Consider the following 18472-nt stretch of genomic DNA (forward strand, 5'->3'; position numbering starts at 1 on the left):
ACCGTATACCAATACTTTATAGTAAAGATCAAATCTTACTATATATTGCTCGTAATTTTCACAAATACTATAAGTAGAAAATCCCTGTTACAACATATGGTAATATATATCTACACTCCTAGTAAACAATTTTCATAGCACGATCATGCAACTCAAGTCGCTATAACATCCTTATGATCTTCTATAAATAAAAATACAATTATAGCATATCTATATATTATTCGCTATCCCTCATATAATCAAGCTTTGTGGCACTATACTTACTATAAGATTTTTCAATTTAGTGATAAGTAAACATTATTTGGCACAAAACTTGCTTACTAATTATTTCGATGTCTAGTGAGAAAAACGCTAGTACATGCAGTAAAAAAATGATCAAAAAATATTATGGAGTAATAAACTATGGCTGGTAGCAATTTTGTTGGTCCTATTTTAACAGCTCAACAGTCAATGAGAATTGCAGGAGATAATCTTTCAAATGTGAATGTTAACGGTGCAAAAGGCCCGGCTCAGGATTTTGCCAATCTTGTCGCAGGAACTGGAAATGTTGATGTAAAATCAAGATCGACAATTGCTCAGAAAGGTAATGTGCAGTTTACTAACAGAGAAGGTGACTTCAGCGTTAAAAATCAAAATAATGGAATGTATTGCTTTTTGCCAGTTGCAGCAAATGAAGATAGCACAGAAGTATTATTAACACCTACAGGCTCTTTTGAGACTGATAAAAATGGTATTCTAAAAGAAGACTCAAGCGGAAAGGTATTGCTTGGTGCAAAACTGACAGATGGAGAAATAACATCTGATTTTTCAGAGCTTGTGCCAATATTTATAGATAAAAATGCTATATTACAGGCAGAAGCGACAACAAAAATTGACACTACAATGAGGCTAAATTCAGGAGAAATAGTAACAGGAAAAGCACAAACTTTACTAACAACCCAAGGCAGTCCAGATAAATTCATCAATCCCGGCGCTCTAAAAAGCGGAACGAGTTTTTCAGTTACAGCAATAGATGGAGCAAAAAACGAATATAGCAAGAGAAGCGATGGAGCAAGAAAACCATTTTTACAGCAGTATACATTCGGCGGATTTGTACACTCAGGGAAATTTGATGAAGCTGGAACTAATCTTGTTGCACTAAATGGAAATACAATACAGATAAAAGCAGGTAATAATAACGTCACTATCACAGCTTCTACCACAGCCACAAACAACAAAGACTTTCTAGACCAGTTGGTCGCGCAGATTAACACAAATTCTGCACTGGAAGCTAGCGTACTTACAGATACAGTAGGTGGAATAAATCAACTCTCTCTAATGATAGCTCCAAAAAACTTATCATCCGATCTTGAAGTTGCGGATGATCCAAAAAATCCAAGCGCGTTATTTCAAACGCTTGCTTTCGATAATAGCTCTATACCAAGCGCAGAAAATGGGGAAAATAGGTTTGTTACTATGCAAGGATTAGCGGGCTTGCTTAAGTCAAATTCAAAAGCATTTTCAAAAGTCGAGCAAATGACAACAAATGGAGCATCTAGCTCTGTTTTATTACTGGAAACAGCCTCAAGCTCCTCTGTAATGATTACAAACCGCAGCCAAGACACAGATAAAAATTTACTAGGTCTTCTTGGTATGTCAAATAAGCAGATTGGGACTCAACAACCATCTTATAGCCCATTGGCTTCGGGCAAAGGTAGTATGTCTAAAGGAGATGTAACGCCAGACACTTTTGGTGAAAACAAGGTTTATGATGCTCAAGGAAATGCAAGGCAGGTTTACATGGCTGCCAAAAAATTGGGTGATAATATCTGGGCCGCTGAGATATACTACCCACAAGACAATATCAAAGGAAATAATTTAATAGCGCAAGCAGGAATACTACGTTTTGATGGAAGTGGACATCTACAAGGTATTTCTAAAATTGAAACTCCATATGTCAGTAAAGATATAGGAGATTTAAGCCAAGAACTTAACCTATCAGTAGGAGCAGCAAATGGAGATACACTTGATATCACAGCAGGTGGAATAACAAGAAGCTTTCAATATGACCCTGGTGCAGGTATCAAATCAACATTTGACTTAATTACAGCAATTTTATCTAGCGATCTACCAATAAAGGTTAACATATCAAAAGATGGGAATGCAAGTAAGCTGGAATTTACAGGTGCGGCCCCTGACGTTGCTGTAAGCATAAGCGGTGCACTTGCAGATCCAAATAAAATGAACATAGTTCAAGAATCTCAAGCAGCTATTCCAGCGCTAGGCTCTTCAAATGCTGTATTTGATTGGACTAGTGTTCCAGATGGTGTATCTCCTAGTAGTATTGACATAAGTTTCAGCACTGAGAACATACTACAACAAAACATGGATTATACTCTGAATTTAGGTGTTAAAGATGGCAGAACAACAGCAACATTTTCTAGCTGGTCGTCAGATGAAAATGGGATAATATCTGCTGTTTTCTCAAATGGAGAAACGCAAAATCTATATCAAGTTCCAGTAGCAGCAGTCATAGCACCTCAACACCTGATGGAGCGTGATAGCGGAATGTATTCACAATCGATCAATTCAGGTCAAGTGCAATATTTTGCAGCTGGTTCTGGCTCAGCTCCAAATATACTACCTCGTAGCGTAGAAGGCAGTAATGTTGCATCAATAAAAGAAATGACACAAATTATCGATACAGGACAGTGGAACGCTATGTTAACCGCAGGATTTCAGGTAAATAATTCCATGATAAACGATATAATATCTGCAGCTAAGAGGTAATCTACCTTGATAGTAGTATCTTTCACCCACCTCCTATAGAGGTGGGTTTTTTAAAATCTTCGCTATGTTAATTAATCTATCCGCCAAAAATTAGCTTTTAGATCTGCCCTGCGCTAATTTTCGGATATATTAATTGGCCCTATGCTGCAAATGCTACTTTCACAAAATCCGTAAGGTTTTTTGGTCTTTTATAACATTTTCTTACGGATTTAGAACACTATTTTGACACTCGTGGCACCATTTTATGCTGCTTCTGAGACTTTTGTGGCGCGGCGCGTACTAATTAAAACAACTACTTAACGCGAATTGCAAATTATAAAGTCTATCAATCAAAATTGCTTTGCTGAGCAAATAAATTTTTGACTGATAGACTACGTATGCAATTATTCATACATCTTACTTATAATAAGGAATTTATATTACTTGTCCCTAAATATGAGAATATGATTAAGCTTTTGGTAGTATGACAATTTTGCAGAATTATATTTTTGCCAGTAGTGCATTCCAAACAAGCCTATAGCGCTACCTATAGTGCCAAACATCGAGCTTGTTGTGTTGAAATCTCCTAATATGTATGCACTTATAATAGTGAAAAATATAGCTAGTATCAAAGAAAATATGAATGATTTGCCATTTGTTCTAAACTTCAAAAAGCCTGCAATTAATGGTATTACAATAAGAGGAACCCAAGCATTACTTATGAACCACTCTATCTCTATTAATTCTTTTCTATGAATAGCTATAAAAATAGCGAGAATACCTATAATAAATGTAAATATTCTTGCAAGTAGTAAAGCTTGCCTTTCAGTTAAATGCATTATTTTTCTTATAATATCATGCGTAAAAAGAACACTTGCGTTATTAAGCCAAGAATCAGCAGTAGACATAATTACTGCAAGCAACCCAGCTACAATTAATCCTTTAAACCCAACAGCAACATGATTTGCAATAAAATAAATAAATACAATGTGAGAATCAATATTTGGCTCTTTTATTTTTAAAGTAAGTCCTATTATACATATAATGCTCATAAAAAATAAACTTATTATAGCAACATAATTGAGAGAATAAGTAAGCTGCATTGAATTCCTACACATTAAATACCTTTGCATATAAACCCCGGATGAAACTGGTAACAAAGAATAAAAAGCTAGACTAAGAAATAACCAAATATTACTTTTATTTAAGCTGAAGTTTATCATATCTTTAGGCAAAGAATTGATTATACCTTTATATCCGCCAATATCATGGTATACAAAGGAACATGCAATGGGTATTGCTACCATAAAGATCATAAGTTGAAAGACATCAGTAAATGCAACAGATCTTACGCCACCAAATGCGGAGTAAGTGGAAAGTATTAACATAGAGACAATTACACTATATGAATAACCAGTCTGGAAAAAATAATCTATAATGCTTCCCATTGCAATGGCTTGCATTGCTACTGCCCCTATAGAAATCACAATAGAAGTAATATTAGTGATATTTCTACCAACGCTTCCATATAATTGTTGCATTAGACCTCTTGCATAACCATATAAATTGATTAAAATCCTTGATTTTATCAAGGATAACATGAAGTTTGAAAACATCAAAGATGAATACGCAGAAGAGTTTCGCAGGCTTACTGGCATTAAACGAGGAACGTTTGAAGTTATACTAAGTATATTAAAAGAAGCTGAAGCTATTTTAAAGTCTCAAGGTGGAAAACCCAATAAATTGGCTTTAGAAGATCGATTACTCATGACGCTTGAGTACTTGCGTGAATACAGGACATATTTTCATATTTCCCGCAGTTATGGAATAAGTGAAAGTGCCTGTTATCGTAATATACGTTGGATTGAAGATACTCTAATTAAAGATAAACGATTTTCACTACCTGGACGTAAAGCATTACTAAAAAGCGATTCTGAATACGAACTTGTGTTAATTGATGCTACTGAAACACCGATAGAACGACCTAAAAAAAACAGAAGCACTTTTATTCGGGAAAAAAGAGGCGACATACTCTAAAAACTCAGCTTATTGTGGATAAAAGGAAAAAAGAAATCATTTGCACTAATTTTTCTAATGGCAAGCGTCATGATTTCAGGTTATTTAAAGAATCCGGAGTTCACATCCACCCTGAGATTAAAGTTCTTACAGATACTGGTTATCAAGGCATTGATAAGTTGCATTATAATTCAGAGTTACCAAAGAAAAAGACAAAAAAGCGACCACTAAGCAGGAAAGATAAAAAGAAAAATCGTCAATTGTCTAGTGAACGTGTTTTAAATGAAAACGTCATAGGCATGATCAAACGATTTAAAATTATCGCTGATCGTTATAGGAACAGAAGAAAACGATTCGGTTTAAGGTTTAATTTACTTGCTGGTATCTATAACTTTGAGCTTTAAATAGGTTATGCAAGAGGTCTATTATATCAGTAAGTGAAATACAGCCACGAAACTGACTTATGTTCTCACCATATATTTTTGAAGCAAGTATCCAAGATAAAGGACAGAAAATCTGAGTGACTATAAAGAATATACCAAGTGTATAAACTTTCTCAATACGGCCCATTACACTTCCAGCGCCTAAGTGTGTAGCAAATAAAGTAGGGATGATAATAATATTAGGGAAGTAATTGCTACCTAGTGCATACTCTTTTAAAGTTCGGATTGATTTTGCTTTATATAAACCAATCAATATACATATTACAATGTAAATAAGAACAATGACAATGTCTATGATATGCATTTTTTCTTAACCTTATATTTTTTTGCTTAATCTTGTATATTACTTCGTTCATTTCTTTGCAAAAGATATACAAGTATTCGATATAGAAATTAATAACAAGCTCTATAATATTAATGCTTTCTTTATATTATCCCTACTTATAAGTGTATCATAATAACATTTTTTACGTCAATAAAGCCTTAACAATTAAAATTTTTATAAAATCTAAATATTTTAAAATATGGCGCTGCCTTCGCCATATAATGCTATAAAGCTTTGCTCTTTGTTCGTCAGCATTTGGATTAGATTTAACCTAGATGAAGCTAAATACTCAGATTTAAATTGTATTTGACACTTTTTTGCTTAATCTAAAATTTTGAGATAAAAAAGCTATAATGTGAAAATCCTGAATTCTTTTATTTGTATCTTTATCATGTATCATATTTTAAAAAATAATGTGAAAAAGAAATTCCACTATATTTAATTTGCAACTATTTATAAGTAACGTGAGGATGATGCTTATCAAGTTTTTACTAAACTAGCAGAAGTAATAGTGAAATAAAAACATGCATTGTGTAGATAAATTATCAAGCATTACAAAAGTTAATTCTGATTTAGTAGTACAAACTCAACTTTAAATAATCATTAAGATAATATTTCATGTATTGCAGATATTTTTATATATGCCGTTGTTTGTTACATTATAATTAGCTGCAAGTGTTAGAATTTTGCTTGAAAAATAGCCGAATTTAATAGACCTCTTGCATAACCATATAAATTGATTAAAATCCTTGATTTTATCAAGGATAACATGAAGTTTGAAAACATCAAAGATGAATACGCAGAAGAGTTTCGCAGGCTTACTGGCATTAAACGAGGAACGTTTGAAGTTATACTAAGTATATTAAAAGAAGCTGAAGCTATTTTAAAGTCTCAAGGTGGAAAACCCAATAAATTGGCTTTAGAAGATCGATTACTCATGACGCTTGAGTACTTGCGTGAATACAGGACATATTTTCATATTTCCCGCAGTTATGGAATAAGTGAAAGTGCCTGTTATCGTAATATACGTTGGATTGAAGATACTCTAATTAAAGATAAACGATTTTCACTACCTGGACGTAAAGCATTACTAAAAAGCGATTCTGAATACGAACTTGTGTTAATTGATGCTACTGAAACACCGATAGAACGACCTAAAAAAAACAGAAGCACTTTTATTCGGGAAAAAAGAGGCGACATACTCTAAAAACTCAGCTTATTGTGGATAAAAGGAAAAAAGAAATCATTTGCACTAATTTTTCTAATGGCAAGCGTCATGATTTCAGGTTATTTAAAGAATCCGGAGTTCACATCCACCCTGAGATTAAAGTTCTTACAGATACTGGTTATCAAGGCATTGATAAGTTGCATTATAATTCAGAGTTACCAAAGAAAAAGACAAAAAAGCGACCACTAAGCAGGAAAGATAAAAAGAAAAATCGTCAATTGTCTAGTGAACGTGTTTTAAATGAAAACGTCATAGGCATGATCAAACGATTTAAAATTATCGCTGATCGTTATAGGAACAGAAGAAAACGATTCGGTTTAAGGTTTAATTTACTTGCTGGTATCTATAACTTTGAGCTTTAAATAGGTTATGCAAGAGGTCTAATAGATCATCTTGATATACTAGAAAGGTGTATTACTATCCCGTAGGAGTAACAAGTACTTTTGCTTCCAGATATATCTTGTATAGTTATATAGTCGCTTGCTTCATAACTCTAAGAGGCGCAGGATTTATATTGGCCTGCAAGCAATGATACTACACTGAAAGTCCAACAGAAAAAGTGGCAAAATTGCCAAAAACCTTATGGATTTTTTGTTATGTACCACCTTAAGTAAGTGCACGCGCTTAAATTTTAAAGAAAAGATGAAGCTAAAGTGTTCTGTTACTTGGAGGGATTTGCTATTATATCCGAAAATTAGTGCAAGACCCAGCCTAAAGGCTAATTTTAGTATATTTAACTTTCCATAAAAATAGATTTGCTGCGCCAATCTATTTTGGATGGATAGGCTATATAACAAATCTATTAAGTATCAATAGGTAATAATGTCTTTTATGATGAGTGGCTTTTGTGAGAGCAGAGATGAACTCTATTATTTACTGCGCTTCCAGTTGCATCTCTATCTTATTTTTTAACTTGAATTAATGAGCATGAAATTCATTATAGGTCTTTGATTAAATAGAGTTTAAGGTTGAGTCATTTTGGCTTATGTTAAATTAATTAGATATTTTATATTATGCATGATCTGACAGCCAATAAGGTTGCTTTTGAAAATTATGACAATGTAGTGCTGAGGTGGTTTACTCTTGCCTCTGTCATTTGGGCTTTTGTTGGTATGCTTGCTGGTGTTTATCTTGCACTAGAGCTTTCTTATCCATTATTGAATTTTGATCTTCCTTGGCTGAATTTTGGTAGGCTGCGTCCATTCCATACATCTGTTGTGATATTTGCGTTTGGTGGCAACATCTTGATAGGTTCATCTTTTTTTGTTGTGCAAAGAACATGCCGAACTAGGCTTGCTTGTCCAATTCTTGCCAGAATAATATTCTTTAGTTATCAGGTGTTTTTAATCATTGCAGGAGTTGGATATTTATTTGGTATAACTCAAGGTAAGGAATATGCTGAACCAGAGTGGTATGCTGATATTCTGCTTACTGTCATTTGGGTATTATACCTTTACATTTATCTGATGACATTAAAAAATAGAAAAGAGAATCATATATATGTTGCAAACTGGTTTTATCTGTCTTTTATACTTGTTGTTGCTGTATTGCATTTAGGAAATAATATATCGATCCCTATATCATTATTGAGTCCACATAGTGTATCTGCGTTCTCTGGAGTACAATCTGCAATGATACAGTGGTGGTATGGACATAATGCTGTTGGATTTATTTTGACTGCTGGATTTATTGGTATGATGTACTATTTTGTTCCAAAGAGAGCAAACAGGCCTGTTTACTCCTATAGATTATCTATAATGCATTTCTGGGCGTTAATTTTCTTTTACGTATGGGCAGGAGCTCACCATTTACATTATACTGCTCTGCCTGACTGGGTACAAACACTTGGGATGACGATGTCGTTGATACTGTGGCTTCCATCATGGGGCGGTATGGTAAATGGGATCATGACTATTTCTGGTGCATGGGATAAACTCAGGGAAGATCCTGTGCTAAAAATGGCTGTGATCTCGCTTGCGTTTTATGGTATGAGCACATTCGAAGGACCTATGATGTCTATTAAGACTGTAAATGCGCTTAGTCATTACACAGAGTGGACTGTAAGTCATGTGCATTCAGGAACGCTTGGATGGGTTTCTATGATAAGCTTTGTTGCGATATATCATATGACTCCAGTAATTTGGGAAAAAAAAGATATATACTCTAAAAAGATGATGAGTGCACACCTTATGCTTGCGACTGTTGGGATAGTGCTTTACATAACTTCAATGTGGACTGCTGGAATAGCACAAGGATTAATGTGGAGGACGTATAACGATATGGGGTTCTTGAAATACTCATTTATAGAAGCTGTTATTTCAATGCATCCTTACTATGTTATCAGAGCACTTGGTGGTTTATTCTTTCTGCTTGGTGTTATGCTGATGGTATTTAATGTGTTTTTGACCATCCGCATGCCAAGACACAAAGACGATAGTGATTTGGGTACAAGTGCGTTATCTGAAAGCTCTGTAAGCAACTCTGTATTGCATAGAGGGACATAAGTAGGATTGAGTAGTTTATAAGTTTTGCTTTGTTAAATTGGTGTTAAAATTGCAAACGGCTTATATTTTTATAGCACTTGCTGTCTTTTTATTGAGTGTTTACTATTTTGAAGCTTATAAATATATTGGCTCCAGAATATGAGAAATAAAACTGTAGATTTCTAGGATGGGATGTCATCTATTTATTATAAATAAATTTATCGGATAAAAAGTATGGATAATCCACATACAAAGATAGAAAAAAGTATCTTTCTACTAATAGTGCTGACTATCATAGTGACGTCAGTTGGTGCTATAGTAGAGATTTTCCCATTATTTAAAAAAGAGGTTGCTATAGAAAATGTTGAAGGTATGAGAGCATATACTCCTCTTGAGCTAATAGGTTTTGATATATATAAACGCGAAGGTTGCTATGGATGCCACAGTCAGCAGATTAGAGTCCTGCGCGATGAAGTTGAGAGGTATGGTCATTATTCTCTAGCGGCCGAAAGTATGTTTGACTTTCCATTTGTGTGGGGTTCAAAACGTACTGGGCCAGATCTTGCTAGAATAGGTGAAAAATACTCAGATGATTGGCATGTAGAGCATTTAGTGAATCCTAGAAGTGTTGTACCTGAATCTATAATGCCTGGTTATCCTTTCTTGCTAAATGCTGAAGTTGATACTTCAGAACTTCAACAAAAGATGAAAATCCTTGTTATGCTTGGTGTTCCATACCAAGAGGATGATATTAAGAATTATTTAAGTGATATAAATGTGCAGCTTAGCTTTGAACATGATCCTGACGTTATAGATGATTTCCAAAAACGATATCCTAAAGTTGCAATCAGAAAGTTTAATAAACATACTACTAAAATTACTGAGATGGATGCGTTGATTGCATATTTGCAAGGGCTAGGAAATAAGGTAGATCTAAAAACTAACAAAGGTAGGGATTGGTGAGTATGATACAGCTTTTTCTACTGATGTTTGCTTGTATAATTATTGTTGCTTGGATTATGCGCCCAGGAAGCAGAAAACATTACGAAGAGTGCAGCCAAATTCCACTGCACGACGAAAAGGATATATAGTCTTTGCGTCATAACTCTAAGGAGTGCAGGATTTATTTTGGTATGCAAAACTTTGTTGCATAAATACTTAAGAGTTATGCTGTTCTAAGTATTATGTCTTCTGTTATTCTAAAATTCATAATGATAAATTAACATTGTTTTGTTAGTTTATGGAACAATACACTAAATAGAGCAAAGCTATAAATGGCTAGATTAAATAAGTTACGAAAAGGCAAATACAAAGTGATAAACTGGAGTGAATATAGCAAAGGCTTAGAAAGTAGAGGAGATATAACGATATGGTTTACAAAAGAAGCTATAGAATCATGGATTGAGAAAGCGTCTATAAATAGGAGCATAGGCAGGCAAAAGCAATATTCAGATTTAGCGATTCAAACTATATATACCATAAGACAAGTATTTAATTTAAGGCTCAGACAATCTGAAGGATTCGTGAGATCCATATTGAAGATTTTAAATATATCATTACCTACCCCAGATTATACAACCATTTCTAGAAGAGTTAGAAGCATTCTGGTAGATTTTGTTACCACGAAACCTACTGGGAAAGTGAACATAATTTTGGATAGCACAGGAATAAAGGTATTAGGAGAAAAAGAGTGGACTAATTATAAACATGGTACAAGACAAAGACGTATATGGCGTAAATTGCATATAGCAGTTACAGATGATGGCAATATAATTGCTGGAGAAGTTACTAAATTAAGAGATAGTGATATAGCAACAGTTCCTAAATTATTAGATCAGATTGATAACAAGGTTCAGAAAATTGTTGGAGATGGTGCATACTATAAGAAAAGGATGCTGTATTATATGCAATGTTGCTCTAATACTTCAGCATCTTGCTTTGTTGGTCCACCAAAGGATGGTAGTAAGAACTATGGCAACAGACTAAAAGTTGAAGAAACATTTTCTAGGTATAAAAGAATCATTGGTAACAAATTTAAGGCAATACACTTCTTAGCTCAACAAAACGAAGCTAAATTATCACTGTTAATTTTAAATCAAATGAAGGACATCGGAATGCCTAAGACTATACGTATCCCATAAATAGCAGCTGATCAACATACATGCTTATTTATGCAACAAAGTTGCTTTAACAAAAGATCTTTCTGCAGGCTAACATTCTCCTTAGTGAGCCCATCCGCCAAAAATTGATTTGCTGAGCAAATCAATTTTTGTGGAGAAGTGAAATATACAAAAATTAGCTTTTAAATCTGCCATACGCTAATTTTCTGATATATTAATTGGCCCTATGCTGCAAATGCTACTTTCACAAAATCCGTAAGTTTTTGCGCTTTATTGTAACATTTTCTTACGGATTTAAAACACTATTTTGACACTTTAAACATCATTTATGCCACTTCTGAGACTTTTGGTGCGCGCACTAGTGAAGTATATATTATCACAACCATCCCTTCTTCTTGAAGATAGTATAAGGCAATAGTGCAGATGCAATTATGAGAATAATTGCAAGTGGGTATGCAAACCAGAGTTGTAATTCTGGCATATACTTGAAATTCATACCATATATACTTGCAATTAACGTAGGCGGCATAAAAACAGCAGCAGCAACGGTGAAAACCTTAATAATCATGTTTTGCTCAACTGATATCATACCAAGAGTTGCGTCAAGCAAGAAGCTATTCCGCTGCGAGAGGAAGGTTGCGTATTCCCCCAAAGAATGTAGCTCTCGTATTATATGCTTGAACCTCACTCTATGCTCTCTCTTACCAACATATCTAGTCTCATCAATCTGACTAAAATATATTAACATTCGATTTATACTAACAAGACTTTCTCTATTTTTTGATATAAGGTTCCCCATATAACCAATCTTGCGAATAATTTTATTATAGTGTTTTGTTGAAATGATCTGGTGATTATGCGTTTTTTCGAAAATAGATTTCAGTAGAGCATCCAGTTCATTTCCTGCTTCTTCAAGTACATCTGCAATCTTATTCACAAGAGCATCTATAATATTTGCAAGAACAATCTCAGGTGATGTACAAAGCAATGGAAAGCGCATCATTCTTGACGCAACACTACTAAAAGACTTAGGACGAGTATACCTTATTGTAATCAAACATGATTGTGATAGTATGAATGTTATTGCAGTACTATCAGGATGCTCATTTACAGCTTTATCCAAAACTGTAATAGTCATATAGTGAGCTTCACCCTCTTCGTAAAATGGCGTCAAGACTTCTATCTTATCCATTTCTTCACGAGTTGGTATATTAAGCGACATTTGCTTTTCTATAAAACGCTCTTCTTCAATAGAGGGCTCAAGCAAATCTATCCAAACAGCCTCAGCAGGTATAACTCCACCCACCTTAAATTCGGCTTTTATCAGCTTATCTTTAGCTAATGAGTATACTATGATCATAAGTAAATAATATAAAAATAGTTTGCTGATAAGTGCTACATAGCCCTATACATTGTAAATACACCATCTTAAAAAAATAGACAAACCATGAAAACAAAAGTGGTTAACAAACAAGGCAACTGATATAGCACTGCCGGCAAAGTCACTTGCACAGAACTTCTTTGAACTGATTTTCTATATTATACCAACTCCCACAAGGTAACAGAACACTTTAGCTTCGTCTTTTTAGAAAACTTAAGTACGCTATTTGCCGCTGTACTTCTAGTATAGCTAAACTCAAATCTCATCTTAAACTTTCTAAAAATACGCAGCAAATATATACTATTATTTTGTGGAGTTGGTATCACTTCGTTCATTTCTTCGCAAATAATATTATATAATATTTGATTCAGAAATGAAGCACTCTAAAAAATCATGCCATTAAAGCGCGTGCGCTTACTTCAGGTAGCGCTATAGTAAGAGATACTTAGTTTAAATAATACTTTAGCTGGCTGGCTCTATCTCTATTAACAAGTCACCACTATTAACAGTTTTACCTTTCTCTACATGTAAATTAACCACTGTACCTTCCGTCGGAATAGAAAGAATATTTTCCATTTTCATCGCCTCGATAACAACAGCATGCTGTCCACGTACAACCTGATCTCCCTTCTTAACTTTTACATCCGAAACTAAACCAGATATATTAGCTACGAGATCATTTTGTACGAAATTCACTGTCTTTTTCTTCATGAACTTATTTAATTCTGCTGCTCTTGGCGTAAATAGGCTAACACGCACTGTATGACCCATAAATGTCAGATTTAGTCCACCTTTTACATATTCTATCTGAACACTATAGTTTGCACCATTAATAACACAGTGAAAAAGCTTACTACCTAAAATCCAACGACTAGTTATATAAAATCTACGAGTTTCAAATGCGATCTTATAACCATCTTCTATTGGTCTTACAGTCACTGGATAACTTTTATCTTCTATTCTAACAACCCAACGCGTACCTAGAGATTTCTTTTGTGCTGATCGAAGTTGCCCATTTACACGATTAGCTCTTTGCGCATCTGTCATGAGTATATAAACTCCTGCACATAAGACAACAACACTCTCCTCACTTCCTAGAATAGCGCCAGCAAAACCATCTTTATATTCATTATCTATAAAATTTGTAGATAGATCAGCTTCAAGAAATCGCTGCGTTGCAAGTATTGCTTGAAGAAAGCTTATGTTATGTGAAACACCACGAATAACATATTGCCCGAGCGCATCTTTCATTAGATTTATTGCTTGCTGCCTAGTTGGAGCATGCGTACAAAGCTTTGAGATCATAGCATCATAAAACATGCTAATCTCCCCACCTTCATAAACACCGCTATCTACACGCACAAAAGCAGTAGAAGTAGGCTCTTTATATGTGTTAATTCTACCTGTAGATGGCAAAAATCCACCACTTGGATCTTCAGCGTATATTCGACACTCCAAGGCCCAACCATTTAATTTGATATCTTTTTGTTTAATCTGCAGCTTTTCACCACAAGCTATTTTTATCATTAGTTCTACAAGATCAACACTTGCAACAAGCTCAGTAACAGGATGCTCAACCTGGAGCCTTGTATTCATTTCAAGAAAGTAGAAATTCTTATCATTGTCTACTATATATTCCAAGGTCCCTGCTGAAAAATACTTTACCTTTTTAGCAAGCGCAACTGATTGAGCATACATTTTTTTGCGCATCTTTTCATCTATAAACGCGCTTGGCGCTTCTTCTATAACTTTCTGATGATGACGCTGTATGGAACATTCACGCTCACCAAAACATAAGTAATTACCATGCTGATCAGCAATTAACTGAATTTCTATATGCCTTGGATTTTCTATAAACTTCTCTATGAAAGTTCTACCATCTGCAAAATTGTTCTTTGCTTCATTTTTAGTAGAGTTAAAAGCTTGTTGCATTTCTTCTGGACTACGCACGACGCGAATACCCTTGCCTCCACCTCCAGCTACAGCCTTAAGCATTATAGGATACCCTATTTTAGATGCTATTTTCAGCGCATCTTTTTCATTTTTGATTGCACCTATATATCCTGGAATTATGTTCACACCCGCAGCTTGTGCTATCTTTTTCGCTTGAATTTTATCACCCATCTTACGTATTGCATCTGAAGAAGGTCCTATGAATGTTATACCATTTTTTTCCAATAACTCAGCAAACTCAGCATTCTCGGATAAAAAGCCATATCCAGGATGCACAGCATCCGCACCAGACAACTTCACCGCATCCAAAATCCTTTTATGATTTAGATAACTCTGTGTAGCTGTTGCAGGACCAACATATATAGCATCATCTGCAAGCCTCACATGCAGAGAGTTTTTGTCAGCATCTGAGTAGACAGCAATCGCTTTGATCCCCATCTTAGTTGCCGTTCTTATAATGCGGCAAGCTATCTCACCGCGATTTGCAATTAATATTTTTTTTATCATGTGATCGCTTTTTATGATATCACTCTAAAATTTCTAATATCAGGAGGAAAATTTATTACTAATATTTACAAACAAATCAATTACACCGCTTCCACCTAATCAAACTACAAGTTGCTAATATCTATACGTCAGCTTATAGCAAAATATGAAATAATGTAGCATATTTCTACAATTTCCTTAAGTGCGAAATCTCACAAGTATTTTAGTAAAGATAAAACTAAGCCCCGTTAAATGAGCACCAAGTCCATGCAAATGTCACCATGCTACCATTACATAAATAGATAACACCATAACAATCCAAACAAGTATTATTTAAGATTTACTAAAAATACAGAACAACTATACCTCTCTATCAGCAAGAATTTATGCACAAGACTCTATATAAAGAATCTGTATCAATATGGCAACTAGGATATAATATAAATTTGAGACATATATACTAGTCATACTTCTCAAAATTTGTGGTTAAGACTGTTCGTTATATATTGATATATTGATTATACATATTCTCCCTTATCTCTTCCTAGCTCGTTTTGAGGTCTAACTTTAATGTACGCAAGTTAAAACTCTTCATTTCACATACAATCTATCTCTTTGTGTTGCAAAAAAATCTGCTATACACTCTTGGTTAGTCTATCCGCCAAAAATTTATTTGCTACGCAAGTGACTTTGCCGATACTGCCTAATCATGTAAATTTTAGTCTACTTTCATTAGACCTCTTGCATAACCATATAAATTGATTAAAATCCTTGATTTTATCAAGGATAACATGAAGTTTGAAAACATCAAAGATGAATACGCAGAAGAGTTTCGCAGGCTTACTGGCATTAAACGAGGAACGTTTGAAGTTATACTAAGTATATTAAAAGAAGCTGAAGCTATTTTAAAGTCTCAAGGTGGAAAACCCAATAAATTGGCTTTAGAAGATCGATTACTCATGACGCTTGAGTACTTGCGTGAATACAGGACATATTTTCATATTTCCCGCAGTTATGGAATAAGTGAAAGTGCCTGTTATCGTAATATACGTTGGATTGAAGATACTCTAATTAAAGATAAACGATTTTCACTACCTGGACGTAAAGCATTACTAAAAAGCGATTCTGAATACGAACTTGTGTTAATTGATGCTACTGAAACACCGATAGAACGACCTAAAAAAAACAGAAGCACTTTTATTCGGGAAAAAAGAGGCGACATACTCTAAAAACTCAGCTTATTGTGGATAAAAGGAAAAAAGAAATCATTTGCACTAATTTTTCTAATGGCAAGCGTCATGATTTCAGGTTATTTAAAGAATCCGGAGTTCACATCCACCCTGAGATTAAAGTTCTTACAGATACTGGTTATCAAGGCATTGATAAGTTGCATTATAATTCAGAGTTACCAAAGAAAAAGACAAAAAAGCGACCACTAAGCAGGAAAGATAAAAAGAAAAATCGTCAATTGTCTAGTGAACGTGTTTTAAATGAAAACGTCATAGGCATGATCAAACGATTTAAAATTATCGCTGATCGTTATAGGAACAGAAGAAAACGATTCGGTTTAAGGTTTAATTTACTTGCTGGTATCTATAACTTTGAGCTTTAAATAGGTTATGCAAGAGGTCTAATGAAAAACAGATGCAAAAAAGTGAAGTGATGCGCTGACAAGAGTGAGGCTATACTCCTCACAAATATGTTTCCCAGAAACTTTATTTATAAAATGACATATTTTCGGCATATGTGCAGCAAAATACTCAAAGGTTTGTGCATGTAGTATGTTGTCAGTGATGAATTCTAAATTATACTGCTCGTATTCTTGATTGAGGTAAACATAGAAAATTTCTTCTATTTCTTCTATTTCTTCTTCTTTTAACACTGATGCATTCTCTATTTCATATAGCTCGTTTATATCATTTGGTATTTTATTATTTATCTCACTGCGTAGTTTATTAAACTGACTGAATAGGCTGTGAAATGCATAAATACCGCTCATATATTGAACGCCCATATTGATCATGCTTGTGTCTTGTTGAGTGTTACCGAGACTCCGAAGAATTTCAACTGTAATATAGTTCGTAAAATCCTCGAATTGCTTTGGATATTCTATAGCAATATTATTAGGATTAAAATTATTCTTAAGTCCAACGTATATTGCCCAATTCGCCAATTGTTCGTAAACATTGAACATCCCATCAGATAGAGCGCTAGCATGTTCTTTATACAGAATCTCTACTTCATTCTCTATGTTCTTGGCATAATTTTGAATATTGAGAGAGTATAGATTATCTGCATTTTCTTGAGTGATTCTTAAAATAAACGAGATAATCTCGCACTGCTTCTCTCTATCTGCGCCATCTACTGCCAGCGCATCCTCAGCAGGCTTGATAACCTCAAGTAATAATCTGTTAGATATTTTAGTCTTTAACACCTGCTTGATCAAAGATTTTGTGTGTGATGTGAAGTAGTTAAGCATAATATGAATGATATGGAATTACATGTTGTATAGTTATGTATACTTGTCATGCTTTTTAAAATTGGCGCGTGTAATATCGCTCATTATGTATTTGATACACAAATGCATATGCCTCCTTGTGCTCTTCTCAGCTCTTTTTGAAGTCTAACTTGGCATGTACGCCAACTCTTAATTTACCTATGGTATCCATCGTCATTTGCGGCCTTGTTACAACTTGCATAATCACGTACTAGTAATAGTATCGCAAATTTGCAATTGATATAACATGAATATGTTTGATTTTGGCGAAATAATATTGCATATATATTTCTAAATTAAAATAATTTGTTAAAGATATGTTGTTTTGGCGAAGATGATGAAGATTGATTGTTTAAATCAATAAGAATTTATAAATTAGCCGGCAAAAAGCAAGCTTATATGGAGTGTTGTTGTGGTATTTAAATGATACTAGGAGTTGCCTTAAGTAAGTGCATGTACACGGTTAATGGTGTGATTTTTTGGAGTATAAGTGAATTTCTGAGTCAAATATTATATGATTAACGTAGTGATATAGAAAATCAAGCCAAAAAGTTCTGCATAAGTGACTTTGCCGGCAGCGCTTATTGTCCCTGTAAATAGAATAATGAGCTAGAATATTTCTTCCAGAACTTATCATGGTGTATATACTTGTTATGCTTTTCAAAACTGTTGCATCTTCAAGTCTGTTCCTTATGTATTGATTGTACACATGCAATCAATTAGTTCTTCCTAGCTCCTTTTGAAGTCTAACCTCGCATGTACGCAAAGTTAAATATCGACTCTGCATTTACC

General features: G+C 34.3%; 13 protein-coding genes. 8 read left to right on the forward strand and 5 right to left on the reverse strand.

The features are described from left to right. Positions 1–402 precede the first annotated feature (402 nt). Positions 403–2769 (forward strand): flagellar hook-basal body complex protein, encoded by a 2367-nt coding sequence (locus tag AACL20_RS03410; protein WP_339052634.1) that lies wholly within the window; start codon positions 403–405, stop codon positions 2767–2769. A gap of 419 nt (positions 2770–3188) precedes the next feature. Here the strand turns inward: AACL20_RS03410 and AACL20_RS03415 are convergent, their stop codons facing one another. Further along, positions 3189–4349 carry a sodium:solute symporter family transporter gene (locus tag AACL20_RS03415; protein WP_339052635.1) on the reverse strand — a complete coding sequence of 387 codons (1161 nt, stop codon included), beginning with the start codon at positions 4347–4349 and terminating at the stop codon, positions 3189–3191. Here AACL20_RS03415 and AACL20_RS03420 point away from each other — a divergent pair. Beyond that, positions 4348–5168, forward strand: a protein-coding gene (locus AACL20_RS03420; RefSeq protein ID WP_339051669.1) for an IS5 family transposase whose coding sequence is annotated in 2 segments (ribosomal slippage) — positions 4348–4735 and positions 4735–5168 — 822 coding nt in all. Because the reading frame shifts where the segments join, the coding sequence is not laid out codon by codon here. The two genes, AACL20_RS03415 and AACL20_RS03420, sit on opposite strands and share 2 nt — an antisense overlap. Here the strand turns inward: AACL20_RS03420 and AACL20_RS03425 are convergent. After that, a complete protein-coding gene (locus AACL20_RS03425; RefSeq protein ID WP_339052636.1) occupies positions 5131–5511 on the reverse strand; it encodes a hypothetical protein in 381 nt (126 codons plus the stop codon). The two genes, AACL20_RS03420 and AACL20_RS03425, sit on opposite strands and share 38 nt — an antisense overlap. Positions 5512–6301: 790 nt before the next feature. On the opposite strand from AACL20_RS03425, the gene AACL20_RS03430 reads away from it, so the two are divergent. The 5 genes from AACL20_RS03430 (at position 6302) to AACL20_RS03445 (ending at position 11384) form a co-directional block, all read left to right on the forward strand. Continuing rightward, a protein-coding gene (locus AACL20_RS03430; RefSeq protein ID WP_339051669.1) for an IS5 family transposase occupies positions 6302–7122 on the forward strand; the annotation gives its coding sequence in 2 pieces (ribosomal slippage) (positions 6302–6689 and positions 6689–7122; 822 coding nt in all). Between the two features lie 651 nt (positions 7123–7773). After that, positions 7774–9264, forward strand: a complete 1491-nt coding sequence (ccoN, locus tag AACL20_RS03435; RefSeq protein WP_339052637.1) for a cytochrome-c oxidase, cbb3-type subunit I — start codon at positions 7774–7776, stop codon at positions 9262–9264. Between the two features lie 213 nt (positions 9265–9477). Then, a complete protein-coding gene (gene ccoO / locus AACL20_RS03440) occupies positions 9478–10206 on the forward strand; it encodes a cytochrome-c oxidase, cbb3-type subunit II (protein WP_339052638.1) in 729 nt (242 codons plus the stop codon). A gap of 2 nt (positions 10207–10208) precedes the next feature. After that, complete coding sequence (locus tag AACL20_RS06925; RefSeq protein WP_410519922.1) at positions 10209–10334, forward strand: cbb3-type cytochrome oxidase subunit 3; 126 nt, start codon at positions 10209–10211, stop codon at positions 10332–10334. Between the two features lie 183 nt (positions 10335–10517). Then, complete coding sequence (locus AACL20_RS03445; protein ID WP_339051697.1) at positions 10518–11384, forward strand: IS5 family transposase; 867 nt, start codon at positions 10518–10520, stop codon at positions 11382–11384. A gap of 355 nt (positions 11385–11739) precedes the next feature. Here the strand turns inward: AACL20_RS03445 and AACL20_RS03450 are convergent, their stop codons facing one another. After that, the gene (locus AACL20_RS03450; protein WP_339052639.1) at positions 11740–12723 is read right to left on the reverse strand and encodes a magnesium transporter CorA family protein; all 984 of its coding nucleotides are present in this window, start codon (positions 12721–12723) and stop codon (positions 11740–11742) included. Between the two features lie 483 nt (positions 12724–13206). Further along, positions 13207–15204, reverse strand: coding sequence for an acetyl/propionyl/methylcrotonyl-CoA carboxylase subunit alpha (locus AACL20_RS03455; protein WP_339052640.1), 1998 nt, complete (start codon positions 15202–15204; stop codon positions 13207–13209). Between the two features lie 770 nt (positions 15205–15974). On the opposite strand from AACL20_RS03455, the gene AACL20_RS03460 reads away from it, so the two are divergent. Beyond that, positions 15975–16795, forward strand: a protein-coding gene (locus tag AACL20_RS03460; RefSeq protein WP_339051669.1) for an IS5 family transposase whose coding sequence is annotated in 2 segments (ribosomal slippage) — positions 15975–16362 and positions 16362–16795 — 822 coding nt in all. Because the reading frame shifts where the segments join, the coding sequence is not laid out codon by codon here. An 18-nt stretch (positions 16796–16813) separates the two neighbouring features. Here AACL20_RS03460 and AACL20_RS03465 read toward each other — a convergent pair. Beyond that, on the reverse strand, positions 16814–17617 hold the full coding sequence (locus AACL20_RS03465; RefSeq protein ID WP_339052641.1) for a hypothetical protein: 804 nt from the start codon (positions 17615–17617) through the stop codon (positions 16814–16816). Positions 17618–18472 lie beyond the last annotated feature (855 nt).

It is taken from the genome of Candidatus Lariskella endosymbiont of Epinotia ramella (genome assembly GCF_964019805.1).
Lineage (GTDB): Bacteria > Pseudomonadota > Alphaproteobacteria > Rickettsiales > Midichloriaceae > Lariskella.

Bases quoted from the DNA above. Each gene is read 5' to 3' on its own strand.
- AACL20_RS03410 (WP_339052634.1), top strand. From the start codon at position 403: ATGGCTGGTAGCAATTTTGTTGGTCCTATTTTAACAGCTCAACAGTCA.
- AACL20_RS03415 (WP_339052635.1), bottom strand. From the start codon at position 4,349: ATGTTATCCTTGATAAAATCAAGGATTTTAATCAATTTATATGGTTAT.
- AACL20_RS03425 (WP_339052636.1), bottom strand. From the start codon at position 5,511: ATGCATATCATAGACATTGTCATTGTTCTTATTTACATTGTAATATGT.
- ccoN (WP_339052637.1), top strand. From the start codon at position 7,774: ATGCATGATCTGACAGCCAATAAGGTTGCTTTTGAAAATTATGACAAT.
- ccoO (WP_339052638.1), top strand. From the start codon at position 9,478: ATGGATAATCCACATACAAAGATAGAAAAAAGTATCTTTCTACTAATA.
- AACL20_RS06925 (WP_410519922.1), top strand. From the start codon at position 10,209: ATGATACAGCTTTTTCTACTGATGTTTGCTTGTATAATTATTGTTGCT.
- AACL20_RS03445 (WP_339051697.1), top strand. From the start codon at position 10,518: ATGGCTAGATTAAATAAGTTACGAAAAGGCAAATACAAAGTGATAAAC.
- AACL20_RS03450 (WP_339052639.1), bottom strand. From the start codon at position 12,723: ATGATCATAGTATACTCATTAGCTAAAGATAAGCTGATAAAAGCCGAA.
- AACL20_RS03455 (WP_339052640.1), bottom strand. From the start codon at position 15,204: ATGATAAAAAAAATATTAATTGCAAATCGCGGTGAGATAGCTTGCCGC.